This is a genomic window from Xanthobacter flavus (assembly GCF_017875275.1).
Lineage (GTDB): Bacteria > Pseudomonadota > Alphaproteobacteria > Rhizobiales > Xanthobacteraceae > Xanthobacter > Xanthobacter flavus_A.
This window is the reverse complement of sequence record NZ_JAGGML010000001.1, coordinates 1,552,501-1,573,872: the sequence shown is the minus strand read 5'-3', so window position 1 is coordinate 1,573,872 and position 21,372 is coordinate 1,552,501. Positions and strand designations below refer to the sequence as shown.

The 21,372-nt window shown below is 68.5% G+C and carries 24 protein-coding genes, 1 tRNA gene and 2 pseudogenes (1 of these 27 only partly in view); 11 read left to right on the top strand and 16 right to left on the bottom strand.

The window, feature by feature from the left end; all coding sequences use genetic code 11:
• Positions 1-154 precede the first annotated feature (154 nt).
• On the top strand, positions 155-1,129 hold the full coding sequence (locus tag J2126_RS07690) for a magnesium transporter CorA family protein (protein ID WP_209485395.1): 975 nt from the start codon (positions 155-157) through the stop codon (positions 1,127-1,129).
• 21 nt (positions 1,130-1,150) lie between these two features.
• Here J2126_RS07690 and J2126_RS07685 read toward each other — a convergent pair whose 3' ends face one another.
• Both J2126_RS07685 and pdxH read right to left on the bottom strand, forming a co-directional pair.
• Positions 1,151-1,900, bottom strand: a complete 750-nt coding sequence (locus J2126_RS07685; RefSeq protein WP_394101187.1) for an SDR family NAD(P)-dependent oxidoreductase — start codon at positions 1,898-1,900, stop codon at positions 1,151-1,153.
• Between the two features lie 78 nt (positions 1,901-1,978).
• On the bottom strand, positions 1,979-2,620 hold the full coding sequence (gene pdxH, locus J2126_RS07680; RefSeq protein ID WP_209485393.1) for a pyridoxamine 5'-phosphate oxidase: 642 nt from the start codon (positions 2,618-2,620) through the stop codon (positions 1,979-1,981).
• A gap of 96 nt (positions 2,621-2,716) precedes the next feature.
• Here pdxH and J2126_RS07675 point away from each other — a divergent pair, with 96 nt between their 5' ends.
• The 4 genes from J2126_RS07675 to pap all read left to right on the top strand — a co-directional run bounded on the left by J2126_RS07675 (position 2,717) and on the right by pap (position 6,324).
• Complete coding sequence (locus J2126_RS07675; RefSeq protein ID WP_209485391.1) at positions 2,717-3,124, top strand: RT0821/Lpp0805 family surface protein; 408 nt, start codon at positions 2,717-2,719, stop codon at positions 3,122-3,124.
• A gap of 141 nt (positions 3,125-3,265) precedes the next feature.
• Complete coding sequence (locus J2126_RS07670) at positions 3,266-4,219, top strand: DnaJ C-terminal domain-containing protein (RefSeq protein WP_209485389.1); 954 nt, start codon at positions 3,266-3,268, stop codon at positions 4,217-4,219.
• A gap of 121 nt (positions 4,220-4,340) precedes the next feature.
• On the top strand, positions 4,341-4,793 hold the full coding sequence (locus J2126_RS07665) for a MaoC family dehydratase (protein ID WP_029555753.1): 453 nt from the start codon (positions 4,341-4,343) through the stop codon (positions 4,791-4,793).
• 43 nt (positions 4,794-4,836) lie between these two features.
• On the top strand, positions 4,837-6,324 hold the full coding sequence (pap, locus tag J2126_RS07660; RefSeq protein ID WP_209485387.1) for a polyphosphate:AMP phosphotransferase: 1,488 nt from the start codon (positions 4,837-4,839) through the stop codon (positions 6,322-6,324).
• On the opposite strand, the gene J2126_RS07655 is transcribed toward pap, so the two are convergent.
• Together J2126_RS07655 and J2126_RS07650 are read right to left on the bottom strand one after the other, a co-directional pair.
• On the bottom strand, positions 6,321-7,325 hold the full coding sequence (locus J2126_RS07655) for an MBL fold metallo-hydrolase (protein ID WP_209485385.1): 1,005 nt from the start codon (positions 7,323-7,325) through the stop codon (positions 6,321-6,323). The two genes, pap and J2126_RS07655, sit on opposite strands and share 4 nt — an antisense overlap.
• 61 nt (positions 7,326-7,386) lie before the next feature.
• Positions 7,387-7,761: a winged helix-turn-helix transcriptional regulator gene (locus J2126_RS07650; RefSeq protein ID WP_245327242.1), complete on the bottom strand. Its 375-nt coding sequence runs from the start codon at positions 7,759-7,761 to the stop codon at positions 7,387-7,389.
• A 178-nt stretch (positions 7,762-7,939) separates the two neighbouring features.
• On the opposite strand from J2126_RS07650, the gene J2126_RS07645 reads away from it, so the two are divergent.
• Positions 7,940-8,956, top strand: coding sequence for a zinc-binding alcohol dehydrogenase family protein (locus tag J2126_RS07645; protein ID WP_209485381.1), 1,017 nt, complete (start codon positions 7,940-7,942; stop codon positions 8,954-8,956).
• A 23-nt stretch (positions 8,957-8,979) separates the two neighbouring features.
• Here J2126_RS07645 and J2126_RS07640 read toward each other — a convergent pair.
• Positions 8,980-9,054, bottom strand: a tRNA-Gln gene (locus J2126_RS07640).
• A gap of 263 nt (positions 9,055-9,317) precedes the next feature.
• Here J2126_RS07640 and J2126_RS07635 point away from each other — a divergent pair.
• Entirely contained in the window at positions 9,318-9,695 is a 378-nt protein-coding gene (locus J2126_RS07635; protein ID WP_209485379.1) for a hypothetical protein, read from the top strand.
• A 92-nt stretch (positions 9,696-9,787) separates the two neighbouring features.
• Here the strand turns inward: J2126_RS07635 and J2126_RS07630 are convergent, their stop codons facing one another.
• From J2126_RS07630 to meaB, 5 genes are all read right to left on the bottom strand, one after another.
• Positions 9,788-10,570, bottom strand: coding sequence for an enoyl-CoA hydratase-related protein (locus J2126_RS07630; RefSeq protein WP_209485378.1), 783 nt, complete (start codon positions 10,568-10,570; stop codon positions 9,788-9,790).
• A 460-nt stretch (positions 10,571-11,030) separates the two neighbouring features.
• Positions 11,031-11,846: a TIGR02186 family protein gene (locus tag J2126_RS07625; protein WP_209485376.1), complete on the bottom strand. Its 816-nt coding sequence runs from the start codon at positions 11,844-11,846 to the stop codon at positions 11,031-11,033.
• Positions 11,843-12,769, bottom strand: coding sequence for a sulfite exporter TauE/SafE family protein (locus J2126_RS07620; RefSeq protein WP_209485374.1), 927 nt, complete (start codon positions 12,767-12,769; stop codon positions 11,843-11,845). The genes J2126_RS07625 and J2126_RS07620 overlap by 4 nt, the downstream gene beginning before the upstream one ends.
• A gap of 68 nt (positions 12,770-12,837) precedes the next feature.
• On the bottom strand, positions 12,838-13,482 hold the full coding sequence (locus J2126_RS07615) for a peptidase C15 (RefSeq protein ID WP_209485372.1): 645 nt from the start codon (positions 13,480-13,482) through the stop codon (positions 12,838-12,840).
• 4 nt (positions 13,483-13,486) lie between these two features.
• Complete coding sequence (meaB, locus tag J2126_RS07610) at positions 13,487-14,473, bottom strand: methylmalonyl Co-A mutase-associated GTPase MeaB (protein ID WP_209485370.1); 987 nt, start codon at positions 14,471-14,473, stop codon at positions 13,487-13,489.
• A gap of 92 nt (positions 14,474-14,565) precedes the next feature.
• Here meaB and J2126_RS07605 point away from each other — a divergent pair, with 92 nt between their 5' ends.
• Complete coding sequence (locus tag J2126_RS07605; protein WP_209485369.1) at positions 14,566-14,772, top strand: CsbD family protein; 207 nt, start codon at positions 14,566-14,568, stop codon at positions 14,770-14,772.
• A gap of 79 nt (positions 14,773-14,851) precedes the next feature.
• Here the strand turns inward: J2126_RS07605 and folK are convergent, their stop codons facing one another.
• The 4 genes from folK to J2126_RS07585 all read right to left on the bottom strand — a co-directional run bounded on the left by folK (position 14,852) and on the right by J2126_RS07585 (position 17,400).
• Positions 14,852-15,334, bottom strand: a complete 483-nt coding sequence (gene folK, locus J2126_RS07600; protein ID WP_209485367.1) for a 2-amino-4-hydroxy-6-hydroxymethyldihydropteridine diphosphokinase — start codon at positions 15,332-15,334, stop codon at positions 14,852-14,854.
• A complete protein-coding gene (gene folP, locus J2126_RS07595; RefSeq protein ID WP_209485365.1) occupies positions 15,331-16,167 on the bottom strand; it encodes a dihydropteroate synthase in 837 nt (278 codons plus the stop codon). Before folP ends, folK begins: the two co-directional genes overlap by 4 nt.
• A 113-nt stretch (positions 16,168-16,280) precedes the next feature.
• Entirely contained in the window at positions 16,281-16,937 is a 657-nt protein-coding gene (gene msrA / locus J2126_RS07590; RefSeq protein ID WP_209485363.1) for a peptide-methionine (S)-S-oxide reductase MsrA, read from the bottom strand.
• Between the two features lie 148 nt (positions 16,938-17,085).
• Positions 17,086-17,400, bottom strand: coding sequence for a hypothetical protein (locus J2126_RS07585; protein WP_209485361.1), 315 nt, complete (start codon positions 17,398-17,400; stop codon positions 17,086-17,088).
• A 262-nt stretch (positions 17,401-17,662) separates the two neighbouring features.
• On the opposite strand from J2126_RS07585, the pseudogene J2126_RS07580 reads away from it, so the two are divergent.
• Positions 17,663-18,046, top strand: a pseudogene (locus tag J2126_RS07580) (LLM class flavin-dependent oxidoreductase); the annotation flags it as partial.
• A 113-nt stretch (positions 18,047-18,159) separates the two neighbouring features.
• A pseudogene (locus J2126_RS07575) lies at positions 18,160-18,985 on the top strand (ABC transporter ATP-binding protein).
• Positions 18,986-19,072: 87 nt separating this feature from the next.
• On the opposite strand, the gene J2126_RS07570 reads toward J2126_RS07575, so the two are convergent.
• Both J2126_RS07570 and J2126_RS07565 read right to left on the bottom strand, forming a co-directional pair.
• Positions 19,073-19,450 (bottom strand): hypothetical protein, encoded by a 378-nt coding sequence (locus J2126_RS07570; RefSeq protein ID WP_209485359.1) that lies wholly within the window; start codon positions 19,448-19,450, stop codon positions 19,073-19,075.
• A 60-nt stretch (positions 19,451-19,510) separates the two neighbouring features.
• Entirely contained in the window at positions 19,511-20,080 is a 570-nt protein-coding gene (locus tag J2126_RS07565) for a flavin reductase family protein (RefSeq protein ID WP_209485358.1), read from the bottom strand.
• 196 nt (positions 20,081-20,276) lie between these two features.
• Here J2126_RS07565 and J2126_RS07560 point away from each other — a divergent pair, with 196 nt between their 5' ends.
• A protein-coding gene (locus J2126_RS07560; protein WP_209489953.1) for an FAD/NAD(P)-binding protein crosses the window boundary here: on the top strand, positions 20,277-21,372 show its 5' portion. It continues 335 nt past the right edge of the window; the window shows 1,096 of its 1,431 coding nt (coding positions 1-1,096); the start codon lies at positions 20,277-20,279; the stop codon falls past the right edge of the window.

Here is a 21,372-nt window from a genome sequence, read left to right as displayed (position 1 = left end):
GAAACGGGCCGGAACGGACGGACTGGCGGCGACGATGGATTGCCGCCGGACGAGGGATGCTCATGGCAGGTGATGGGAACGCAAGCCGCCAAGGCGCGCTGTTCCCACGCGCTCGGCGGCGGGCTAGAAGGTCCGGCCGATCGGGGACCGCAGCATGATCATCGCCTATCTCGCCAGACAAGGAAGCCTTGAGGCGGTGCCCGTCGTGGACGGGGCCATCCCCGAAGCCGCGATCTGGATCGATCTCGTATCCCCTACAGAAGAGGACGACGCCCGGGCCGAGGTGTTTGCCGGTATCTCGGTCCCCACCCGCGAGGAGATGGGCGAGATCGAGCAGTCGAGCCGCCTGTATGTGGAGGGCGGCGCACGCTACATGACGGCCACCATCCTCTGCGGCGCCGACACCGAGACGCCGGTGATGCTGGCTGTCACCTACATCCTCACCCGCGGTCGTCTCATCACTGTGCGCTATGGCGAGCCGCGCGCCTTCCCGTCCGTTGCGACCAGGCTCGGGAAGTCCTGCCCGGACACCCTCAAGGGCGAGGATGTTCTGATCGAGCTGCTGGAAGCCGTGGTGGACCGGTCCGCCGACGTGCTGGAGCAGATCGGCGCGGACGTCGAGCGCATCTCGCGGCGGATTTTCGACCGATCCGGCAGCCGCGAGAATGCCAACCAGCGCTACCGCGCCATTCTCTCCCACATTGGCCGGAAGGAAGGGCTGGTGTCCTACGCTCGCGAGAGCCTCGCCTCGCTGCAGCGGCTCATCTCGTTCCTCGGCGCGGACACCGACGGATCGACCATCGCCAAGGACGGGAAGGCCAACATCAAGTCCATGAGCCGGGACGTGGCCGGCCTCTCCGACTACGCCAACTTCCTCGGCGACAAGCTGCAGTTCCTGCTCGATGCCACCATCGGCATGGTGAGCCTCGAGCAGAACAACATCATCAAGATCTTCGCCGTGCTCTCGGTGGTGCTGATGCCGCCGACGCTCATCGCCTCCATCTACGGCATGAACTTCCAGCACATGCCGGAGCTGAACTGGACCTATGCCTATCCGGCAGCCCTCGTCGCGATGGTGATCTCGGGCGTCCTGCCCTACGTCTTCTTCAAGTGGCGCGGCTGGCTCTAACGCCAAGAATGAGCCGCTCGCTCAGACGTGCTGGCCGCCGTTGATGTGGATCTCGGCGCCGTTCAGGTACGAAGAGGTGTCCGTGCACAGCACGTAGATGATCTTTGCCACCTCGTCCGGCGTGCCGAGGCGCTGCATGGGAATCTGCGCGACGATCTTGTCGGTGCCCGGCGAGAGGATGGCGGTATCGATCTCTCCTGGCGCGATGGCGTTGACGCGGATGCCCCTGCGACCGAAGTCGGAGGCCATCTCCCGCGTCAGCGAGGCGAGCGCCGCCTTGGAGGTGGCATAGGCGGCCCCCGCGAAGGGATGCACCCGCGAGCCGGCGATGGAGGTCACGTTCACCACAGAGCCCTGCGCCTTTTCCAGCTCCGCCGAAAGGCCGCGGGCGAGGATGATGGGGGCGAAGAAATTCACCTGAAACACGTCCACCCAGGTCTCAAGGTCGGTGTCCAGCGTGCCGAGGCGCGCGCCGCCTTCGCCCTTGGGCGATATGGCTGCGTTGTTGACGAGCGCGTCGAGCTTGCCTTCCGGCAGGCGGCTCTTGACCTCGGCGATGGCTGCCTTCGTGCTCGCAGGGCTCGAAAGGTCCACCTGCAGATGATCCTCCGGGCCGGCGCCCCAGGGGCACTTCTCGGGAAAGGCATGGCGCGAGCAGGAGATGACGCGCCAGCCGGCGGCGGAGAAGCGCTTCACCGTGGCGTGGCCGATGCCGCGCGAAGCTCCGGTGAGGAGCATGATGCGCGGGCGATCTTCGGATTGGGGGGTCATGATGAAAGCCTCGGCCACAGCGGGCGACCTCATGCAGCACCCGCCCGTCTCCGGGTCAAGCCCGGCCGGCCTTTCCGGTCAGGGATAGAGCCGCGTCTTCGTCCACGCCTCGCCCTCGCCGGCGCGGCGGAACACCACGCGGTCGTGCAGGCGGAACGGCCGGTCGTGCCAGAACTCGATCGCCGTGGGCAGGATGCGGAATCCGGTCCAGTGGGGTGGGCGCGGCACGCTGCCGAGGGCATATTTCGCGGTGGTCGTCGCGACCGCCGCTTCCAGCGCGAAGCGGCCCTCCAGCGGGCGTGACTGGGTCGAGGCCCAGGCGCCGATCTGCGATAGGCGGGGGCGGGTGGCGAAATAGGCATCGGCCTCCGCGTCGCTCACCTGCTCCACCGGCCCGCGCACCCGCACCTGCCGGCGCAGGGACTTCCAGTGGAAGACCAATGCGGCCTTGGGGTGGGCTGCCAGCTCCCGGCCCTTGGCGCTGCCGGTGTTGGTGAAGAAGACGAAGCCGCGCTCGTCCAGCCCCTTCAGCAGCACCATGCGGGCGTCGGGAAGCCCATCCTCGTCCACGGTCGCCAGCGTCATGGCGTTCGGGTCATTGGGCTCGGACTTGCCGGCCTCCTCCAGCCACGCGCCGAAAAGACGGAAGGGCTCGGAAGATTCGGTGAAATCACCGGATGTTAAGGGATCTCGGGGTTCCATGGTCTCGCTCGCCGTCATGTGGAGCCCCTCGTGCCTCATCGTTCGCGCGCCTCTCGGGGCGGCTTCATCGTTCTATATAGAAGTGTCGGGCGCCCGCGCGAAGGGCTGACGGCCGTGGCTGGAGCGTGTCTTCTGGCCGCGCTCCTTTCCGGCTGCGCCAGCGTGCCGTTCCATGATGACGATTCGCTCGTCACCGGCTCCATCAAGGCAACGCCGGCCTCCCTGCCGGTGCCGGATGGGCCGGCGCCCAAGGGTATCGCGCCCGGCGACTGGACGCAGGCGAAGCTCGCGCTCGAACAGGCGCTGGCCGCCCGTGATGGCGACGTATCGGTCCCGTGGGACAATCCGGAGACGGGCGCTCGCGGCACCGCGACCCCGGTCGGCCCGACCCAGGCCGGCTGCCGCGCCTTCATGATCTCGCTGGTGGATGGCAAGACCCCCGACCGCTGGGTTCAGGGCGAGGCCTGCAAGAGCCGTGGCGGCACGGTGCTGAACCAGGTCCGCCTGCTCGGGCGCGCCTGAGCCTTCTGCGCAGGACACGCAAAAAGAGCATGGCGCACAAAAGCGCAGAGGCTTTGAGCGGTACCGTTGCATTTTTTGCGCCGCGAACCACATGTTCGCTGCGGCTGGCCGCCTGAGTGCCGGCCGCAGAGGTGACTATTCATGCGTGATCCCTACGACGTCCTCGGTGTTTCCAAGACCGCCGACGAGGCAGAGATCAAGCGCGCCTATCGCAAGCTCGCGAAGAAGCTCCACCCGGATGCGAATGCGTCCGATCCCAAGGCCCAGGACCGCTTCGCCGAGCTGAATACGGCGCACGAGATTCTCTCCGACAAGGAGAAGCGCGGCCAGTTCGACCGCGGCGAGATCGACGCGGAGGGCAAGCCGCGCGCGCCGGAATTTTCCGGGTTCGGCGGTGGCGGTCCCCGGCGCGGCCCCGGCGGGTTCTCCGGCTTCGACGGCGACACGATTTTCGAGAGCTTCTCCTTCGGCCCCGAGGGCGCGCGGCGCACGTCGTCGCGTGGCGGTGGCGGCGGGTTCGAGGACATTGGCGACATCTTCGGCTTCGGCCGCCAGCGCCGCTCGGCGGGCGGCGGCTTTGCGCCTCAGCCAGGCGCCGACATGGAAATCACGCTCCCCGTTTCCTTCGAGGAGGCGACTCAGGGGGCGTCGAAGCGTGTCGGCCTGCCCAATGGCAAGCAGATCGACATCAAGATCGCGCCCGGCACCCGCGAGGGGCACCGCATGCGCCTCAAGGGGCAGGGCGAGCCAAGCCCCATGGGCGGGCCGGCGGGCGATGCCTATGTGACCATCTCCTACGCCACGCATCCCGTGTTCGAGCGGGACGGCGACGATCTGCGCCAGTCGCTGGACGTGCCGCTTGCCGACGCGGTGCTCGGGGCCAAGGTGCGCGTGCCCACGCTGACCGGCGCGGTGGAGCTCGCCATTCCGGCCTGGACCTCTGGCGGGCGCACCTTCCGCCTGCGCGGCAAGGGCCTGCCCAATGCGACAGGCGGCCACGGCGACCTGCTGGCGCGGGTGAATGTGGTGCTGCCGACGGAAAAGAACGCGGAACTGGAAGAGCTGATGCGCAAGCTCAAGGGGGAGGCGGCCTGACGCCGCCTCTGCCCGTGTCCGCCGCCCCTGCGACGTTCCGGCTTACCATTTCGGCCGACTTCCCACCCTCGCGGCTGGCTTCTAGAGTGCGCGCCCCGACAAGCATAATGGAAGCGCGCCCATGTTCCTCGAATTGCAGAACCTCTTTTTTGAAGACCTGACGGTGGGCCGCATCGAGCGCATGTCGAAGACGGTCTCCTCGTCCGACATCGTGGGCTTCGCCGAACTCACCGGCGACCGCAATCCCATCCACCTGTCCCAGCATTTCGCCGCGCGCACGCCTTTCGGTGGCCGCATCGCTCATGGCCTCTATACCGCGAGCCTGATCTCTGCCGTGCTCGGCACCCGCCTGCCCGGCCCGGGCGCGGTCTACATCTCCCAGACGCTGAACTTCAGGGCTCCCGTGCGCATCGACGACACGGTGGAGGTGGAGGTGCGCGTGGTGGAATTGATCCCCGAGCGCTTCCGGGCCCGCCTCTCCTGCATCTGCACGGTGAAGGGCGAGGTGGTGCTGGATGGCGAGGCGTGGGTGAAGGTGCCCTCCGCCGCCACCCAGAAGGTTGCATCGGCCTGACGGCTCGTACAGGCTGCCTCCCCCCGACCGGAGGAGAGGCGGCATGTTCGAATCCGCGACGTTCGCGCACCATCTCGACAAGGCCGCCTTCAAGGCGATGGAGCCCAGCCTGCGCGAGGATCTGCTCACCGCGCAGTTCCAGCTCATCGAGCAGAAGCGGCGCAGCCTCATCGTCCTGATCCACGGGCCGGACGGCGCCGGCAAGGGGGCGGTGCTGAACCGTCTCTACGGCTGGCTGGACGTACGCAAGCTGCAGACGCTCACCTTCGACATGCCCTGCGCGCCGGAGGACCGTCCGGCCATGTGGAAATACTGGCGCGAGCTGCCGCCCTTCGGCCAGATCGGCATCATGCTGGGCTCCTGGTATCACGCCCCTTTGTGCCGGCGGGCGCTCGGCGAGATGAAGCGCGCCGACTTCATGGCCGCGCTGGACGAGATCGAGCGGTTCGAGGCCATGCTTCATGCGGAGGGGGTGAGCCTTCTCAAGATCTGGCTCTACCTCGACGAGGCGGAGGCGCGCGCGCGCCTCAAGGGCGTGTCCAGGGGCGAGTGGCAACGCCCGGTCGTGCGCGAGTGGGAGGAATTGAAGGAAGCTGGCCCGCGCAAGCGTCTGCTCGCGATCTCCGAGGACGCCGCCCGCGCCACCTCCACCGAGACCTCGCCCTGGCACGTCGTGCCGGCCGCCGACGAGGAGTATCGCGACGCCATGGCCGGTAGCCTCCTGCTGGAGAAGCTGAGGTCCATGGTGTCGGAGCCCGAGCCGGCCCCGCAGCCCCTCGCGCCCAATCCCACGCGGCTGCCGCCGGCGCTGCCGACCTTCTCCATCCTCTCGACGCTCGACCTGTCCAAATCCCTCGACGAAGACGCGTACGACCGCCAGCTGGCGCAGGAGCAGAGCCGCATCACCCGCCTCACCAACTCCCGCCGCTTTGCCGAGGCCGGGCTGGTGGTGGCCTTCGAGGGCTCGGACGCGGCGGGCAAGAGCTCCACCATCATGCGGCTGCGGCGGGCGCTCGACCCGCGGCGCTTCCGCGTGCATCCCATCGCCGCGCCCACCGACGAGGAGCGGGCGCGGCCCTATCTCTGGCGCTTCTGGCGGCACATCCCGGCGCACGGGCGCATCGTCATCTTCGACCGCTCCTGGTACGGCCGCGTGTTGGTGGAGCGGGTGGAGGGCCTGTGCGGTCCGGATGACTGGGGCCGGGCCTATGGCGAGATCAACGATTTCGAGGGTCAGCTCGCGGCGGCCAACTATGTGGTGGTGAAGTTCTGGCTCGCCATCAGCCAGGAGCAGCAGGCGCGCCGCTTCGAGGAGCGCGAGACGGTCGCCTACAAGCGCTTCAAGCTCACCCCGGAGGACTGGCGCAACCGCGAGAAATGGCCGCTCTATGAGGCGGCGGTGACCGAGATGGTGGACCGCACCTCCACCCGCTTCGCCCCCTGGACGCTGGTGGAGGCGGAGGACAAGCGCTACGGCCGGGTCAAGGTGCTGAAGACCATCGCCGACCGGCTGGAGGAGGCCATCGGCTAGCCGGCCGCTTCCCAAACCTGTCCCGGGTGGAGCGGCAGGAAGCGGTCTCTGGCGATACCGGCGGCGTCGAGCGCCGCGCTGAGCGCGCGCTTCGGCGCATCCTGGGCCTCGTCGGTGAGGCGGAACGTGCCCCAGTGGATGCCGAGGCCCTGGGTGGCGCCGGTGTCCTCCAGGATGCGCACCGCCTCTTCCGGGTTGGTGTGCTGCGGCTTCATGAACCAGCGCGGCTCGTAGGCGCCGATGGGGATCAGCGCCACCCGTGGCGCGCCGATGTCGCGCGCAACCGCCCGGAAGATCGCGCCGGTGCCGTAGCCGGTATCCCCGGCGAAATAGATCAGCCCTTCCGGCGTCGCCAGCACGAAGCCGGCCCAAAGGGCGAACCGCCGGTCCCGGACACCGCGCGCCGACCAGTGGTTGGCAGGATGGAGGATCGCTTCCACCCCCGCGCCGAGATCGAACCGCGCGCCCCAGTCGCCGGTGGTGATGTCGAGGGCCTTGATCCGCGGGCGCAGGACCTTGTCGTTACCGAGCGGCGTGAGCACGCGCGGGCGATGGGCGCGCTGGAGACGGCGCAGGGTCGCCAGATCCATGTGGTCGTAATGGTTGTGGCTGAGCAGCACCCAGTCGATCGGCGGAAGCGCCTCAAAGGCGATGCCCGGCGGGTTGTGCCGCTTCGGCCCCAGAAAGCCGAGCGGACTGGCGCGTTCCGACCACACCGGATCGGTGAGGATGTTCAGTCCTGCCACCTGGATCAGCACGCTGGCGTGCCCGACCATGGTGATTCGGATGCCGGATGCCACGCGGGGTGGCGGCGTCTCCTTCCGCGTCGGGAGCGGCGGCTCGGCCGGCCAGCCGGCAGACTGGGGCGCCTGTCCGCGCTTGGCGCGGCGCCAGGCCAGGAGATCCTTCAGGCTCTTGTCAGTGGAAGGGTGATCGGGATTGAAGAAGCGCGTGCCGTCGAAATGATCCGACGGCGGGCCATGATGGTAAGGACGGGGCATGGCGAGACACTAGCTCAATTTCGCGCAGCCGGCGCGCGATGCTCAGCGGCCCTCTGCCGCGCTATTCCGCCGCCACCGCCTGCTCGGCATGGGGAAACGGGCAGGCTGCGCCCTGAAGATGGCCGCGCCCGAAATCGGCCAGCGCCCCGATGGCGCCCCGCAACGCCTCGCCCTTGCGGGTGAGCCGGTAGCCGACTTGCGGCGGCACGGTGGGATAGACCCGGCGCAGCACCAGCCCATCCGCCTCCAGCTCGCGCAGCGCCTTGGAGAGGATGCGCTGGGTGACGTTGGGCAGGCGGCGTCGCAATTCGGAAAAGCGCAATTCGCCGTCCATGAGATGAAATAGGGTCGCGCCCTTCCACTTGGCGCCGATCAGCGCCAGCGTCGCTTCCACGGGGCATCCCGTTCCCGGATGGGTCTCGTGGCGCCTTGCCAATGCTCGATCCTCCTCGTGTCGCGGCGGCGGTGAAGTATGGCGGACGCAGGTCGTTCGCGCCACATGGCGTATCATGGCTGATACCACCCCACCCGATTGTGCCGTCTTGCGCCGGGCGCCGGACGATCAAGATTAGGGGACGACGGCGCACCTCGCGCCAGCTTCGAGAGAGATCGTCATGAAGGCCATCGGCTACGTCGCTTCCCGTCCCGCCGACAGTGTGGACGCCCTGTTCGCCTTCGAGGCGCCGGACCCCGTGCCCGGTCCGCGCGACCTGCTCGTGCGGGTGAAGGCCATTTCGGTCAATCCCGTGGACACCAAGGTGCGCATGCGCCGCCAGGGCACGGATGAGACGCCCGTCATCCTCGGCTGGGACGCGGCCGGCGTGGTGGAGGCGGTGGGCGCGGACGCCGGGGCGTTCTGCGTGGGGGATGAGGTTTATTACGCCGGCAGCCTGACGCGACCCGGCACCAATGCCGAACTGCACCTCGTGGATGCCCGCATCGCCGCCCGCAAGCCACGCACGCTTTCCTTCGCCGAGGCGGCGGCCATGCCGCTCACGGCGCTCACGGCCTATGAAGGACTGTTCGATCGCCTGCGCCTGCCGCGCGGCGTCGCCGACGACGGCACGGTCCTCCTGATCGTGGGCGCCGCCGGTGGCGTCGGCTCCATGGCGGTGCAGCTTGCGCGGCGGCTCGCCTCCGCCATCATCATCGGCACCGCCTCCCGGCCGGAAAGTGCCACCTGGGTGAAGGACCTCGGGGCCGACCATGTGATCGATCATACGAAGCCGTTGTCAGCTGAACTGAAGGCGCTCGGGCTCGCCGGCGCTCATCGCATCTTCAGCCTGACGGCGACACAGCAGCACTGGCCGGAGCTGGTGGAGGCGCTGGTGCCGCAGGGCACGGTGTGCGTCATCGACGATCCCTTGGGGCTGGATGCGAACCTGCTGAAGCTGAAGAGCGGTACGCTCGCGTGGGAGTTCATGTTCACGCGCTCCATGTTCGAGACGCCGGACATGGGCGCCCAGCACCGCATCCTCTCGGAAGTCGCGGGACTGGTGGACGAAGGCCTCCTGCGCACCACCCTCGGCGCCCATTTCGGGGCCATTACCCCGGACAACCTCAGGCGCGCCCACCTCGCGTTGGAGAGCGGGCGGTCCATCGGCAAGATCGTGCTGGAGGGCTGGGCGTAGGGGATCGCCTCGGGGGCGTGGCGTGGCTGGGGCGCCTGGATTCGAACCAGGGAATGGGGGAATCAAAATCCCCTGCCTTACCACTTGGCTACGCCCCAACGCGGCGGCGGAACATATAGGCGTGGGGGGCTCCTGTCCACGGATCGGCGCGCGATTGACGATGTGGACGGATCGCGCCGGTGGAGGGGGCGGCCCGTGCGATGGCACGGCCGCCCGGCAACGCTGTGCCGGTCCGAAATTCCGTAACGTCATCAATAGTTTGTGCCGCGATTCCGCCGTGGTCGCGTGGCGTGCTGAGGGGGTGTCCGGAACCGGACCGTGTGCCGCGCCGCTTTGCGCGGCCCTTTTGGAGGCCTGCACCATGCGTGCACGTACTGCCGTCCTTGCTCTGACGTTCGCCGCCGCCTTCGCGGTGCCTGCCCTCGCGCAGACGACGACGCCCCCCGCCACCACGACAAAGCCGGCCGCGACGACGCCCGCGCCTGCCACACCTGCACCTGCCACGACACCGCCCGCGACCACGGCGCCCGCCAAGCCACCGGCAGCCTCGACGGGCGCGACGAGCCCGGCCAAGCCCGGCGCGCCGCCCTCAGCGGCCGAGACGGCATTGCACCAGCGTCAGGCTGCGTGCGGGGCGGAATGGCGGGCGGCCAAGGCCGCCGGCAAGATTCCCGCCGGCCAGACGTGGCCAAAATACTGGAGTGCCTGCAATACCCGCCTGAAAGCCCAGGGCAAATGATGCGGGGAGGTGGCCGCAGCCGCGCCTGAGCTTTGCCCGATCCGGGCCAGAGCGCCCATTCACGCGACACCGCCGTCCGGGTGCGGTGTCGGTCAGGTCCCCGAAAAGCGAGGCGCCCGCTTCTCGGCGAAGGCGAGGCGGCCTTCGCGATAATCCGCGCTGGCGTTTGCGGAGGCAGTGGCGCGCTTGGCCTCGCCGGAGAGGCCCTGGCTGCCGCTCTCGGCCGCCCGGATGGCGAGTTTCGCGGCCTTGAGGGTCAGCGGCGCGTTCTCGGCGATGCGCAGGAGCGTGCGCTCGGCCAGCGCCTCCACTTCGGCCGCCGGGGCGATCAGATCCACCGCGCCCATCGCGTGCGCCCGATCTGCCGGGAGGCGCTCGGCGGTGAAGAACAATTGCCGCGCGCCCTGACTGCCGAAGGCGCGGAGCACGCGGCCGAGCCCGCGCGGATCGTAGCCGAGCCCCAGCCGCGCGGCGGGGATGGCGAAGAAAGCATCATCGCCCGCGATCCGCATGTCGCAGCTTGCCGCCAGCGCCGCCCCGGCCCCGACGCAGGCGCCGCGAATGAAGGCGAGCGTCGGGAAGGCCAGCCCCTCGATGGCGGAGCACGCCTGTTCCACAACATCGTCATAGCTCTGGGCGCCGGAGGCATCCGAGCGGGCGCTGTCGAAATCGGAAATGTCGGCACCGCCGGAGAAGGCGAGATCGCCGGCACCGCGCAGTACCGCGACGCGAATATCCGAACGGCCGCCGGCCTCCTGGGCGAAGACGGAGAGGGCGCGCCACATGGCGCTGGAAATGGCGTTGCGCCGCTCCGGATTGGTGAGCGTGAGACGGGCGATGCCGCCTTCGACGGTGATGGCGATGCTCCCGGCCAAGGTCGTCTCCCTGCTCCCGCCGGCGCTGCATGCAGGGCGCGGCTGCTTGCCACCCGGCGGTGGCCGGTGACTGGGACGTTCCTAGAGCACGGGGCGATCCCAATGCAACGCCGTCGGACGTTGGGAACGCGCGTGCCGAACGATGTCCGCTGCGGTTCCCTACCGTCTGAAGCTGTTGAGGGTGCCGGGGCGGCGCGTGTGCGCCACCCCGTTCCCTACGGGCGCCGGTCAGGGCTTGGCACCCGGAGCAGATCCTGTGGCCGTGCACGGAGGCCGCAAAAACGGACAGGGTATCATGATAATCTGACAATCCTTGCCCTTGTGTGGACGCGGATTAAAGCAGATTCAAGGAAAAAATGAGGGGGTTCCTGCTGAATTCCAGCGTTGGTAACCGCTTCCGTCCTATCGATCTCTAGACAGGTTGTACGTCAAAGCGTTCCACACCGTCGCTCTGCTCAGGTCATTCCTTGCGGAACAAGATGTTGGCGATGAAGCCGACAATCAGACTGCCTAAGGCCACGGCCAGTCCATAAAGCAAGGCATCGTTCATGGCGAACTCTGCTACGCGTTGCTCAAAGCCGATTTTCTGCACATCGAAGGTGGCCTGTTCCGTAGCGGCAACTAGACCGTTCCGCAGCAGCTTGACCTCGATCTGGTACGAACCGATGGGCGCTGCACCGGGGATGCGGACCTCCGCGCGAAACACCCGGGGGGCGAGGAAGGTGACGCCCTTCGCATTTTCCTCATAGAGCCCTTGGGCCGACTGCAGCCGAAGAAAAGCCGTGCGGAACGGGTCGGTCGGCACAACGTCGGCGAAATCGGCGCCCACGCGCTGGACAAAGATATTCCGCGTAAGGCCGATCTGCTCCCGCCGCAGGATCGCGAGGCTCGCCATCTCGTCGGTGGGCCGGTTGGAGAGGACGGTGAGAAAGGCGGGCACATCGATGAAGGTGCGGCTGTCGGTGTTGATCCACAGGCCCAGCACCTGCGCCTTGCGCCAGGTGGTGAAATCCTCACGCGGGCCGCGCACGGTCACGACCACGTCGGGGGTGTCGTCGATGGGCGCGCCATCGGACGCCTCGGCAACGCCGAACACCACCAGTTCGGCGCCGGCGAAGCTCGAGGAGATGCTCACCTTGTGCTGCGATACCGACAGAACCAGCCGGTCGGCGCGGGCGGGCGCGGTAAAAAGGCCCGCCAGCAGGGCGAGGCCGGCGAGCGCGAGGCGGGGAAAGCGCGGGGTGGCCGCGCCGGTGCGGGGGCGGGCGGCGTTCATCGCACCGTCTCCACCACGGTAACGGCGAAGGTGTCGCCCGGCGCCGTCACCAGCTCGGCACCCACGCGCACCGCCACCGACAGCACCAGAAGGCCGAGCAGCAGCCGAAGGTTCTCCGCCTTCAGCGTCTGCCCCGTGCGGGCGCCGAACTGGGCGCCGACCGTGCCGCCGATCATCATCACCAACGCCAGCACGGCATCCACGGTGCCGTTGGCGACCGCGTGCAGCACGGTTGCGGCCGCCATGGTGACGAGGGTGAGCACCAGCGACGTGCCGACCGATGTCTGGGTCGGCACCCGCAGCAGGTAGATCAGCGCCGGCACCAGGATGAAGCCGCCGCCCACGCCCAGCACTGCGCCGAGCAGGCCGATGACGTAGCCGATGGCCACCACCGGCAGGGCCGAGATGTAGATGCGCGAGCGGCGGAAGCGCATCTTCAGCGGCAGGCGCATGAGGGCGGGGCGGGTGCCCGGCCGGCGCACCGGGCGGGGCGCGCCGGATCGCGCCCTGACGATGGCCCGCACGCTCTCCGCCAGCATCAGCAGGCCGATGCCGCCGAGCAGCAGCATGTAGGAGAGGCGGATGGTGAGATCCACCTGCCCGACGGAGCGCAGCCAGAGAAACAGCAGCACGCCGGACACTGTGCCGACGAGGCCGCCCGAGAGCAGCACCCACGCCAGCGTCGTATCCACCATGCCCCTGCGCCAGTAGGACAAGGCACCGGACAGGGAGGAGGCCGCCATGTAGGGCGAGACGCTGGCCACGGCCACCGCCGGCGGGACACCGGTGAAGATGAGGAGCGGCGTCATCAGGAAGCCGCCGCCGACGCCGAACATGCCGGAGATGAAGCCGACCGCGAGGCCCATCGCAAGGATCGTGAAGATGGCGACTGGCAGCTCGGCAATGGGCAGATAGATCGTCACGGGCCGGCTTTCGGTACGTGGGGATGGGCGAGCCTATAGCGGTTCGTCCCCGAAGGCGAAAGCTGTAGCTATCCCATCGACTTAAGGGCATAGGTCCCACGCCGCGCCTCGGCGGCGAGGGCGAGGAGGATGTGGGAGAGCCCGCGCCCCATTCGCGCCCGCGAGACGCCGGCCGGCCGGCCCTCCCGCCGCGGCAGGTGGACGAACAGCACCGGCCGCGGGCGCCCGCTTTCCCTTTCCGCCCAAGAGAGCGCGTGGAAATAGCTGGCATTGCACAGGTATCGCCCGGCATCGCGCGAGGGGCCGGCGGCGATGCCGGCGCGACGCAGCGCGTTGGCCAGCCGTTCGGCCGGGACGCCGGAGTGCAGGAGCGGTGGCCCGCCTGCCGAGAGGCGGCGCGCGGACGGGTGCTTGCGGGCGGCGTCCGGCGCGGCCCGTGCGGCGTTGACCGCCAGCATCTCGATGGAGAGGCTGCGGCGCCGGGCCGCGACCCCGAGGAGCAGCGCCGCGTCGGGATCGAGCGCCTCAAGCCGGGCATCGAGGCGCGCCAGCGCATCCCAGCGCGTCGGCAGGATTTCCAGCGCGATCTCGATGTCCGACAGCGCAGGGCGTCGCAGGCGCAGCAGATCACCCGCCAAAAGCTGCGAGGGGTTTGCCGGCACGCCGGGAAACGGGCCGAAGGCGCAGACGAGAATGCGCAACGGCCGGTTCATCGCGCTAAAGCCCAATGAGACTGGCGATCTCCGCCGCCGCGAGGGCGGGCGAGAGGGCGCCCTCGGCCACCTCGCGCTCCAACGCTGGCAGGCGCGCCTTGACGCCGGCATCGTGGGCGACCTTCTCGGCGAGGCGCTCGTTCAGCAGGGTCCACATCCAGCGCACCTGCTGGGCGCGGCGGGTGGCGGCGAAGGTGCCGGCCGCCTCGCATTTCTGCCGGTGCAGGACGACCTGCTCCCAAACGCCCGGAATACCGTCGCCGGTCAGAGCGGAATAGGTGAGCACGGGCGGCGACCAGTGCGCCTCCCGCGCGCCGAGAAGATGGAGCGCGGCCCGATATTCGCCGGCGGCGGCGCGGGCGCGGGCGATGTTGTCGCCGTCGGCCTTGTTCACGGCCACGATGTCGGCCAGCTCGAGAACGCCCTTCTTGATGCCCTGCAGTTCATCGCCGGCACCGGGCAGCATGAGCACGAGGAAGGTGTCGGTCAGGTCGGCCACCGCCGTCTCCGACTGGCCGACGCCCACCGTCTCCACCAGCACCACGTCGAATCCGGCCGCCTCGCACAGGAGCATGGTCTCGCGCGTCTTGGCCGCGATGCCGCCCAGCGTGCCGCCGGACGGGGAGGGGCGGATGAAGGCGGCGGGATCGATGGACAGCCGCGCCATGCGCGTCTTGTCGCCGAGGATGGAGCCGCCGGTTCGGGTGGAGGAGGGGTCGACGGCCAGTACCGCCACCTTGTGGCCAAGCCCTGTCAGATAGGTGCCGAGCGCGTCGATGGTGGTGGATTTGCCGACCCCCGGCACGCCGGTGATGCCGATGCGATAAGCGTTGCCGGTCTTCGGCAGCAGCGACTGGAGGAGGGCCTGGGCGCGGCGGCGGTGGTCCGCGCGACGCGATTCCACAAGTGTGATGGCCCGCGCCAGCGCGGCCCTCTCTCCCTTCGCGACGCCTGCGGCCAGCTTCTCGTCGTCGTGCACCGCGGCTGTCATCGTTCCTCCCTTGATATGCAAAACTTAGCGGAACTCCGGCTCAAGCGTGAACGTTCTTGTTGCATCTTTCCACTCACGCGGAGGACGAGCCGATGAATTGGGATCGCATCGAAGGCAATTGGAAGCAGTTCACGGGCAACCTGAAGACCCAGTGGGGCAAGCTCACCGACGACGACCTCACCGAGATCAACGGGAACCGCGAGGTTCTCGAAGGCAAGCTGCAGGAACGCTACGGCTATGCGAAGGACGAGGTGAAGCGCCAGGTCGATACCTGGTCCACCAACGTCCGGACCATGTGACGCCGAACAATCCTGCAAGGACGGCCCTTGCGCCAACGCCCCGCGCCTCCCGGCGCGGGGCTTTTTTGTATGGGTGGACCTACGTGCCGTGCCGCGTAATGCCACTCCGGTCCAGTTGGGCCAGCGCATCCGCCGCGCGTATGCCGCCCACCACGATGTCGGGCGCGATCTCGGTGAGCGGAACGAGCGCGAAGGCGCGTTCCATGAGCCGCGGATGGGGGATTTCGAGATCGTCTTCCCGGACGGTCTCGTCACCGAACAGCAGGATGTCGATATCGATGCGGCGCGGGCCGAACCGCACCTCGTTCGCGCGGTCACGGCCGAGCATGCGCTCGACCTCCAGCCCAAGCGCCAACAGGCTTCGCGGCCCTATGGGGCTGTCCACCCCCACCACCTGGTTGAGATAGGGCCCTTGCGGGACGGGTCCCCAAGGCGGCGTTTCGTAATATGAGGAGCTCCGGCGCAGGGTGAGCCCGGCGCGGCACAGGGTGGCGAGGGCCTGCGCCATGGTCTGTTCGCGATCGCCAAGGTTGGAGCCGAGGCAGAGATAGGCGGTCGTCACGAGGCGTCCCGGATCGCTTCGGCCACGCGGGCGGCCTGCACATGGGCGGCCACATCGTGCACGCGGATGATCTCCACCCCATCCATGATGGCGATGACGTTGGAGGCGATGGTGCCCGGCACCCGTTCCGCCGGCGTCGTCTGGATCACCTTGCCGATCAGGGACTTGCGCGAGGTACCGAGGAGGATCGGAAGGCCCAGCACGCGCAATTCAGGCAGGCGGCGGATGGCAGCGAGGTTCTGCGGGAAGCTCTTGCCGAAGCCGATGCCGGGATCGAGCACGAGCTTCTCCCGCTTCACGCCGGCGCGGTCGGCGATTTCGAGCACGCGCTCGAAGAAGCCCAGCATCTCGGTCACGATATCGAGGGTCTCATCCACCTCGGCGCGGTTGTGCATCACGACCGCCGCCGCATCGTGGTCGGCCACCACCTTCGCCATGTCGGGATCGCGGGTGAAGCCCCAGACATCGTTCACGATGCTGGCACCCGCCTCCAGCGCCCGGCGGGCAACCTCGGCCTTGTAGGTGTCCACAGAGACCGGAACGCCCATCTCCGCCACCAGCGCGGGGATGACCGGGGCGATGCGCGCCCACTCGTCTTCCGCCGCCACCGGTGTATGGCCGGGCCGCGTCGATTCGCCGCCCACGTCCAGCATGTCCGCGCCCTCCGCGACGAGCCGCCTGGCATTGGCCAGCGCATCGTCCGGCGCAGCGCTGCGGCCGCCGTCGGAGAAGGAATCGGGCGTCACATTGAGGATGCCCATGATGAGGGTGCGCGGCCCCAGATGCAGGGCGTGACCGCGCGCGAGAAGGGATCGGGAAGGAGCAGCGGGCATGATGGGGACCAGATGAGAGGCGCCCACTCAAGCCCGCTGCGTGTCGATTTGGCAAGGCGGCGCGATGGCACCGCCGACTCTTGGATGACAGGCGCGTCAGCGCCGCTTCAGGTCTACTGCGCGGCGACGCCGGTGCCGATGGGGCAGGAGACGCCGGTGCCGCCGAGGCCGCAATAGCCGTTGGGGTTCTTCGCCAGATACTGCTGGTGATAGCCCTCGGCGAAATAGAACGGCCCGAGATCGGCGATCTCGGTGGTGATGGCGGGAAAGCCGCGCGCCTTCAGCGCCGGCCCATATGCCGCCTTCGCCGCCTCCGCCTCGGCCCGCTGCTCGGGGCTCGTGACGTAGATACCGGAGCGGTACTGAGTTCCTACATCATTGCCCTGGCGCATGCCCTGGGTGGGATCGTGGCTCTCGAAGAACAGCTTGAGCAGTTCGCCGTAGGACACAACCGCCGGGTCGTACACGACCAGCACCGCCTCGGTATGGCCGGTATTGCCGGAGCAGACCTCCTCATAGGTGGGGTTGGGCGTATGGCCGGCGACATAGCCGACCGCCGTCGCCCAAACGCCGGGCTGCTGCCAGAACTTGCGCTCGGCGCCCCAGAAGCAGCCGAGGGCGAACACCGCGGTCTCGAAGCCCTGGGGGTACGGACCCTTGAGGGCGTGGCCATTGACGTAATGGACCTCGGCGGTGGGGATGGCACCGGCGCGGCCGGGGAGGGCATCGGCGGCGGTGGGCAGGTCGAGGGACTTCTTCAGCCAGAACATGGCGGGCTCCTCGTCTCGCGGCACACGGGCATCGGACCCTGCGGCCGCGTCATGGTTTTGGATGGGGCAGGCGGGAAACCCCGCTGGAACCCCAATATGGGGATGCGGCCGCGCTTGCGCGAGGGGGAGGGCTGCGGGGCGTGCGTGCTCAGCTGATCTCGAAGCGCGAGCGCTCGCGCACGCGGCCGAGGCCCATCAGCATGAGCCCCACGAGCATCAGAAGCGCGAAGGCCGGCATGGAGAGGAGCGGCAGCAGCACGCTGTTCCAAACCGCCGGCATCCCCGCCTTGGCGGAGGTCTCCGCCCGCTCCAGGCTGCCCGGAGACAACGCGAACCAGGCATCTCCAGCCGAGGTGAAGACGAGGCCGGCCGCCGCGATGGAGCGCGTGCCGTCCACGATGAGCGCGACAAAGCCGCCAGCCAGCAGCCAGAACCCGGTGAAGCGAAGCAGGAAACGGATCATGGGGCGGCGCGCGGCTCCTTGCGGCGAAGGCTCGACGGCTCTCATTTAGGCAGGATCGCGGGCAAATGCACGCCGGTACGTCGATGATCTCCGATCGCAAGCAAGGGGCAGATCCGACCCAGGGGCACGTGCAGCTATGCGCTTTAGTCAACTTTGTCTATCTCTATAATAAACTCGACTGATCAAATAAAGTACGCAAGCTCGGTGGGAATAACGGAGTTCCCCATGAGCGCGTCCTTGTCTCCCGCCACCCCCGCCGGACCTGTTCTGGTTCATCCCGACCCATGGGGACGGCTCTTTTCTCGGCTCGGAGACCCAGCAGCGGCCGCCGGAATTCGCCTATTTCCGCGAGGTGGCGCAGGCGGTGGACCGGCTCGGCTGCAAGGGCGTCCTGCTGCCCACGGGCCAGAGCTGCGAGGATAGCTGGATCACCGCTGCGGGCCTTGCCACCGCCACCGAGCGCCTGAAATTCCTCGTGGCGCTGCGGCCAGGTGTGACCTCGCCGGCCTTTGCTGCGCGGCAGGCGGCGTCGCTCGACCGGCTCAGCGACGGGCGGCGGCTGCTGAACGTGGTGGTGGGCGGCCATCCCGCCGAGCTGGGCGCGGACGGCATTTTCCTGGAGCACGCTCGTGCCGCTCGGCACGCTAAAGCTCGCTGATTTCATGAACCGCATCGGCGCCATCAAGGCGAAGCCGACGAGCTTCAAGGACTTCACCTTCGAGGACCTGCATTCCGCGTCGGGCAGCTGAGGGGGATGCGATGACCATCCACGCCGTCGCTGCCGCCGCCATGCCGCCCGTCGCCCACATTGCGCCCCCCGTGCTGGAGGCGCGGGGCTTGACGCTCGACTATGTCGGGCAGGCCGGCCGGCACCGGGCGGTGGAGGATGTGAGCTTCACCGTCCATGCGCGCGAGCGTCTCGTGCTGCTCGGGCCTTCGGGATGCGGCAAGTCGTCGATCCTCAAGGCGCTGGCAGGGTTCCTGAAGCCCGCCGCCGGCACGGTGAGCCTGCGCGGCAAGGCGGTGACCGGGCCGGGGCCGGATCGCCTCGTCGTATTCCAGGAGTTCGACCAGTTGCTGCCGTGGAAGAGCATCACGGACAACGTGGCCTTCCCGCTGCGCGTCGCCCGCAAGGTGCCGATGAAGGAAGCCCGCGAGCGGGCGCGGGCGGCGCTCGCCAAGGTCGGTCTCGCCCGCGCCTTCGATGCCTATCCGCATACGCTCTCCGGAGGCATGAAGCAGCGCGCCGCCATCGCCCGTGCGCTCGCCGCCGAGCCGGACGTGCTGCTGATGGACGAGCCCTTCGCTGCCCCCGACGCCCTCACCCGGCGGACCCTTCAGGATCTGCTGCGCCTCGCCGAGGAGCAGGGCTTCACCCTTGTCTTCGTCATTCGTCACCCACGCCATCGACGAGGCGGTGCTCATCGGCACGCGGCTGCATCTTCTGGCGGCCCATCCCGGCCGCACCGTCGCCAGCTTCGACACGTCGTCGCTGGGGCTTGCCGAGCGCGGCTCGCCGGCTTTCGAGGGGGTGGTGCGGGAGGTGAGCGACCTGCTCTTCGCCGATGGAGCCCGCCATGACTGACGTTCGGGGCAGGGGCCGAAGGCCGTGGAGATGAGCGGAGCACGGCGGGAGCCGGCGACGATGTCCGTTTCGTCACCGGCCCATGCTTCAATCGTAGGTGACGTCGTTGTCGTGCAGATAGACGTTGCTGGCCTTGCAGATGTCGATGCGGATCGGATCATCCTTCACTTCGCCGCCCGACTTCCCGCGCCAGCCCACACGCAGCGTTTGCTGGCAACGGCCGCTCGTCTTGGTGAAGACGAGGGCGGCGTTGTCGCCGGGGCCGACCGGCTCGCTCAGCCAGTTGGTGCTCCAGCCGGTCCCGTCATTTGTATAGAACCCGACGACAGTATTTGCCTCGGTCTCGTTATGGATAGTGAATTCGCCGCTCTTTCCGGTTTGAGCTGACGCAACGTCAATATAAGATACGCATGTAAAAAGCAGAAATACGGAACTGAATACGCTGATGTTCCTTCTTTTCCCCATTTGACCCCACTCCCCCATGTGAATTTACGCGCGGGACTGTCGCAAGGCTTTTGAAGAATATCAAGCCGACATCAGGTTGTGTTTCCGGCGTCTCGTGAAGTTAGTCGAGACCTGCGGCTTTGACGATCTGATCCGGAGCGTTGGTTGCGCCCGGAACGCGTTGACGAACACCAATTGGCATTTCTCCACCCGTGAACTGCCTGACAAGACCATGAGGCACGCCATGTCCGACATTGATCTCAGCCGGCAACCTGCCCTTTTCCGGGTGGCCCACGCCACGACCCGCACAGTGCCGGCACAGTGGCTTGCACGGTCGGCGAGGGCATCGGCGAGCACCGGCGCACCGGTGGAAAGGCGGGTCCAGTCGGCACCGTCATAGCGGGCCGGACCCTTGAGCCCGCCCTTGCCGGCGAAGCGGTCGGCCACCGGCTCGTGATGCGGCCGCAGCACGTTGATGGCGAAGGCGCGTTCCTTCAGCAGCGGCACGACCGAGGAGGTGGCGCGGTTGACGCAGATGAGCAGCGTCGGCGGCTCCACCGACAGGGAAGTGACCGAGGTCGCGGTGAGGCCGGTGCGCTCCTCGCCCTGGCCCACGGTGAGCACGCTCACGGCGCCCGCGAGCTTGCGCATGGCGCCCCGGAAGGCGCGCGAGGCGGCGGAAAGCTCGGGAGCAGGGGTGGAGCTGACGTGATCTGGGCGGGCTGGCTGTGGGCGGCGGAGACGTGCGCGTTCATCGATCTGCCTTCTTTGAACATGCGGGACGGCACCGGGGCAGCCCGCGGTTCAGCCCCTCGGGGCAGACCTTCCAGCGCGCTGCGGGAAACTCCTGAGGAGCTGGATCGGAGAAAACAATAGACAGGCGGCTCAACGCTGGCCGCCGTGGCCGCGCGGCTCGACGTGGTGCTGGTGGAGCGGGAGGCAAAGGCGGGCCCCCGGGCTGGCTTACGGGGCGTGCGACCCCTGCCACCTCCTCAACGTCCCGGTGGCGCGCATGGAGGTCGGCCTCAAGCCGAGCTTCGCGCAGTGGCTGACCGCCAGCGGTGCCGATCTGTCCGCCGCGATCGCCGAGGCGGGGGGCGATCTTGCCCGCGCCTTCGTGCCGCGCGCTCTGTTCGGCGCCTATCTGGCGGAGCGTCTGGAAGCGGCCCTCGCCACGCGCAACGGCCGCCTGCGGCGCCTGCGCGGGGAGGCGGTGCGCATCACCGACCGTCCCGTGCCCACTGTCACTCTCGCCGACGGACGGCGGATCGAGGGCACCCATGTGGTGCTGGCCACCGGCAATCTGCCGCCGCGTCCGCCCCGGACCCGCGACGGCGGCGTCTATGACAGCCCGCTGTTCGTGCCGGACCCCTGGCGCTGGGACGATATCGATGCATTGGCGCCGGAGGCTCCGGTGCTCCTGATCGGTTCCGGCCTCACCATGGTGGACGTGGCGCTGAAGCTCGCAGCGCGCGGCCATCGCGGGCCGATCTGGAGCGTCTCGCGGCATGGGCTCTTGCCCCATGTCCATGCCGACGTGGCCGGGCGCCTCGGCGGCGTCGAGGCCTTCCTTGATCCCGCCGCCGCGCGCGATCCGGTAAAGGAACTGCGGTTGATCCGTGCAGCGGCGCGGGAGGCAATGACGCGCGGCGTGCCCTGGCAGCGAGTGATGGACGCAGCGCGCCCTGCGCTGGCCGCCCTCTGGGCGACCTGGCCGCTTCAGGCCCGCGAGCGGTTCCTGCGGCACGGGCGCACCTATTGGGACATCCACCGCCACCGCATGGCGCCGCGCATCGCCGAAGCCTTCGAGACCCTGCGGCAGTCGGGCCAACTCACCGTCGTCGCCGGTCGCATCACGAGCCTCGACAGCGTGCCGGGCGGTGTCGCCGCTACCCTGCGCCGCCGCCACTCCGGACGCGCGCTCTCGCTCGAAGTGACGCAGG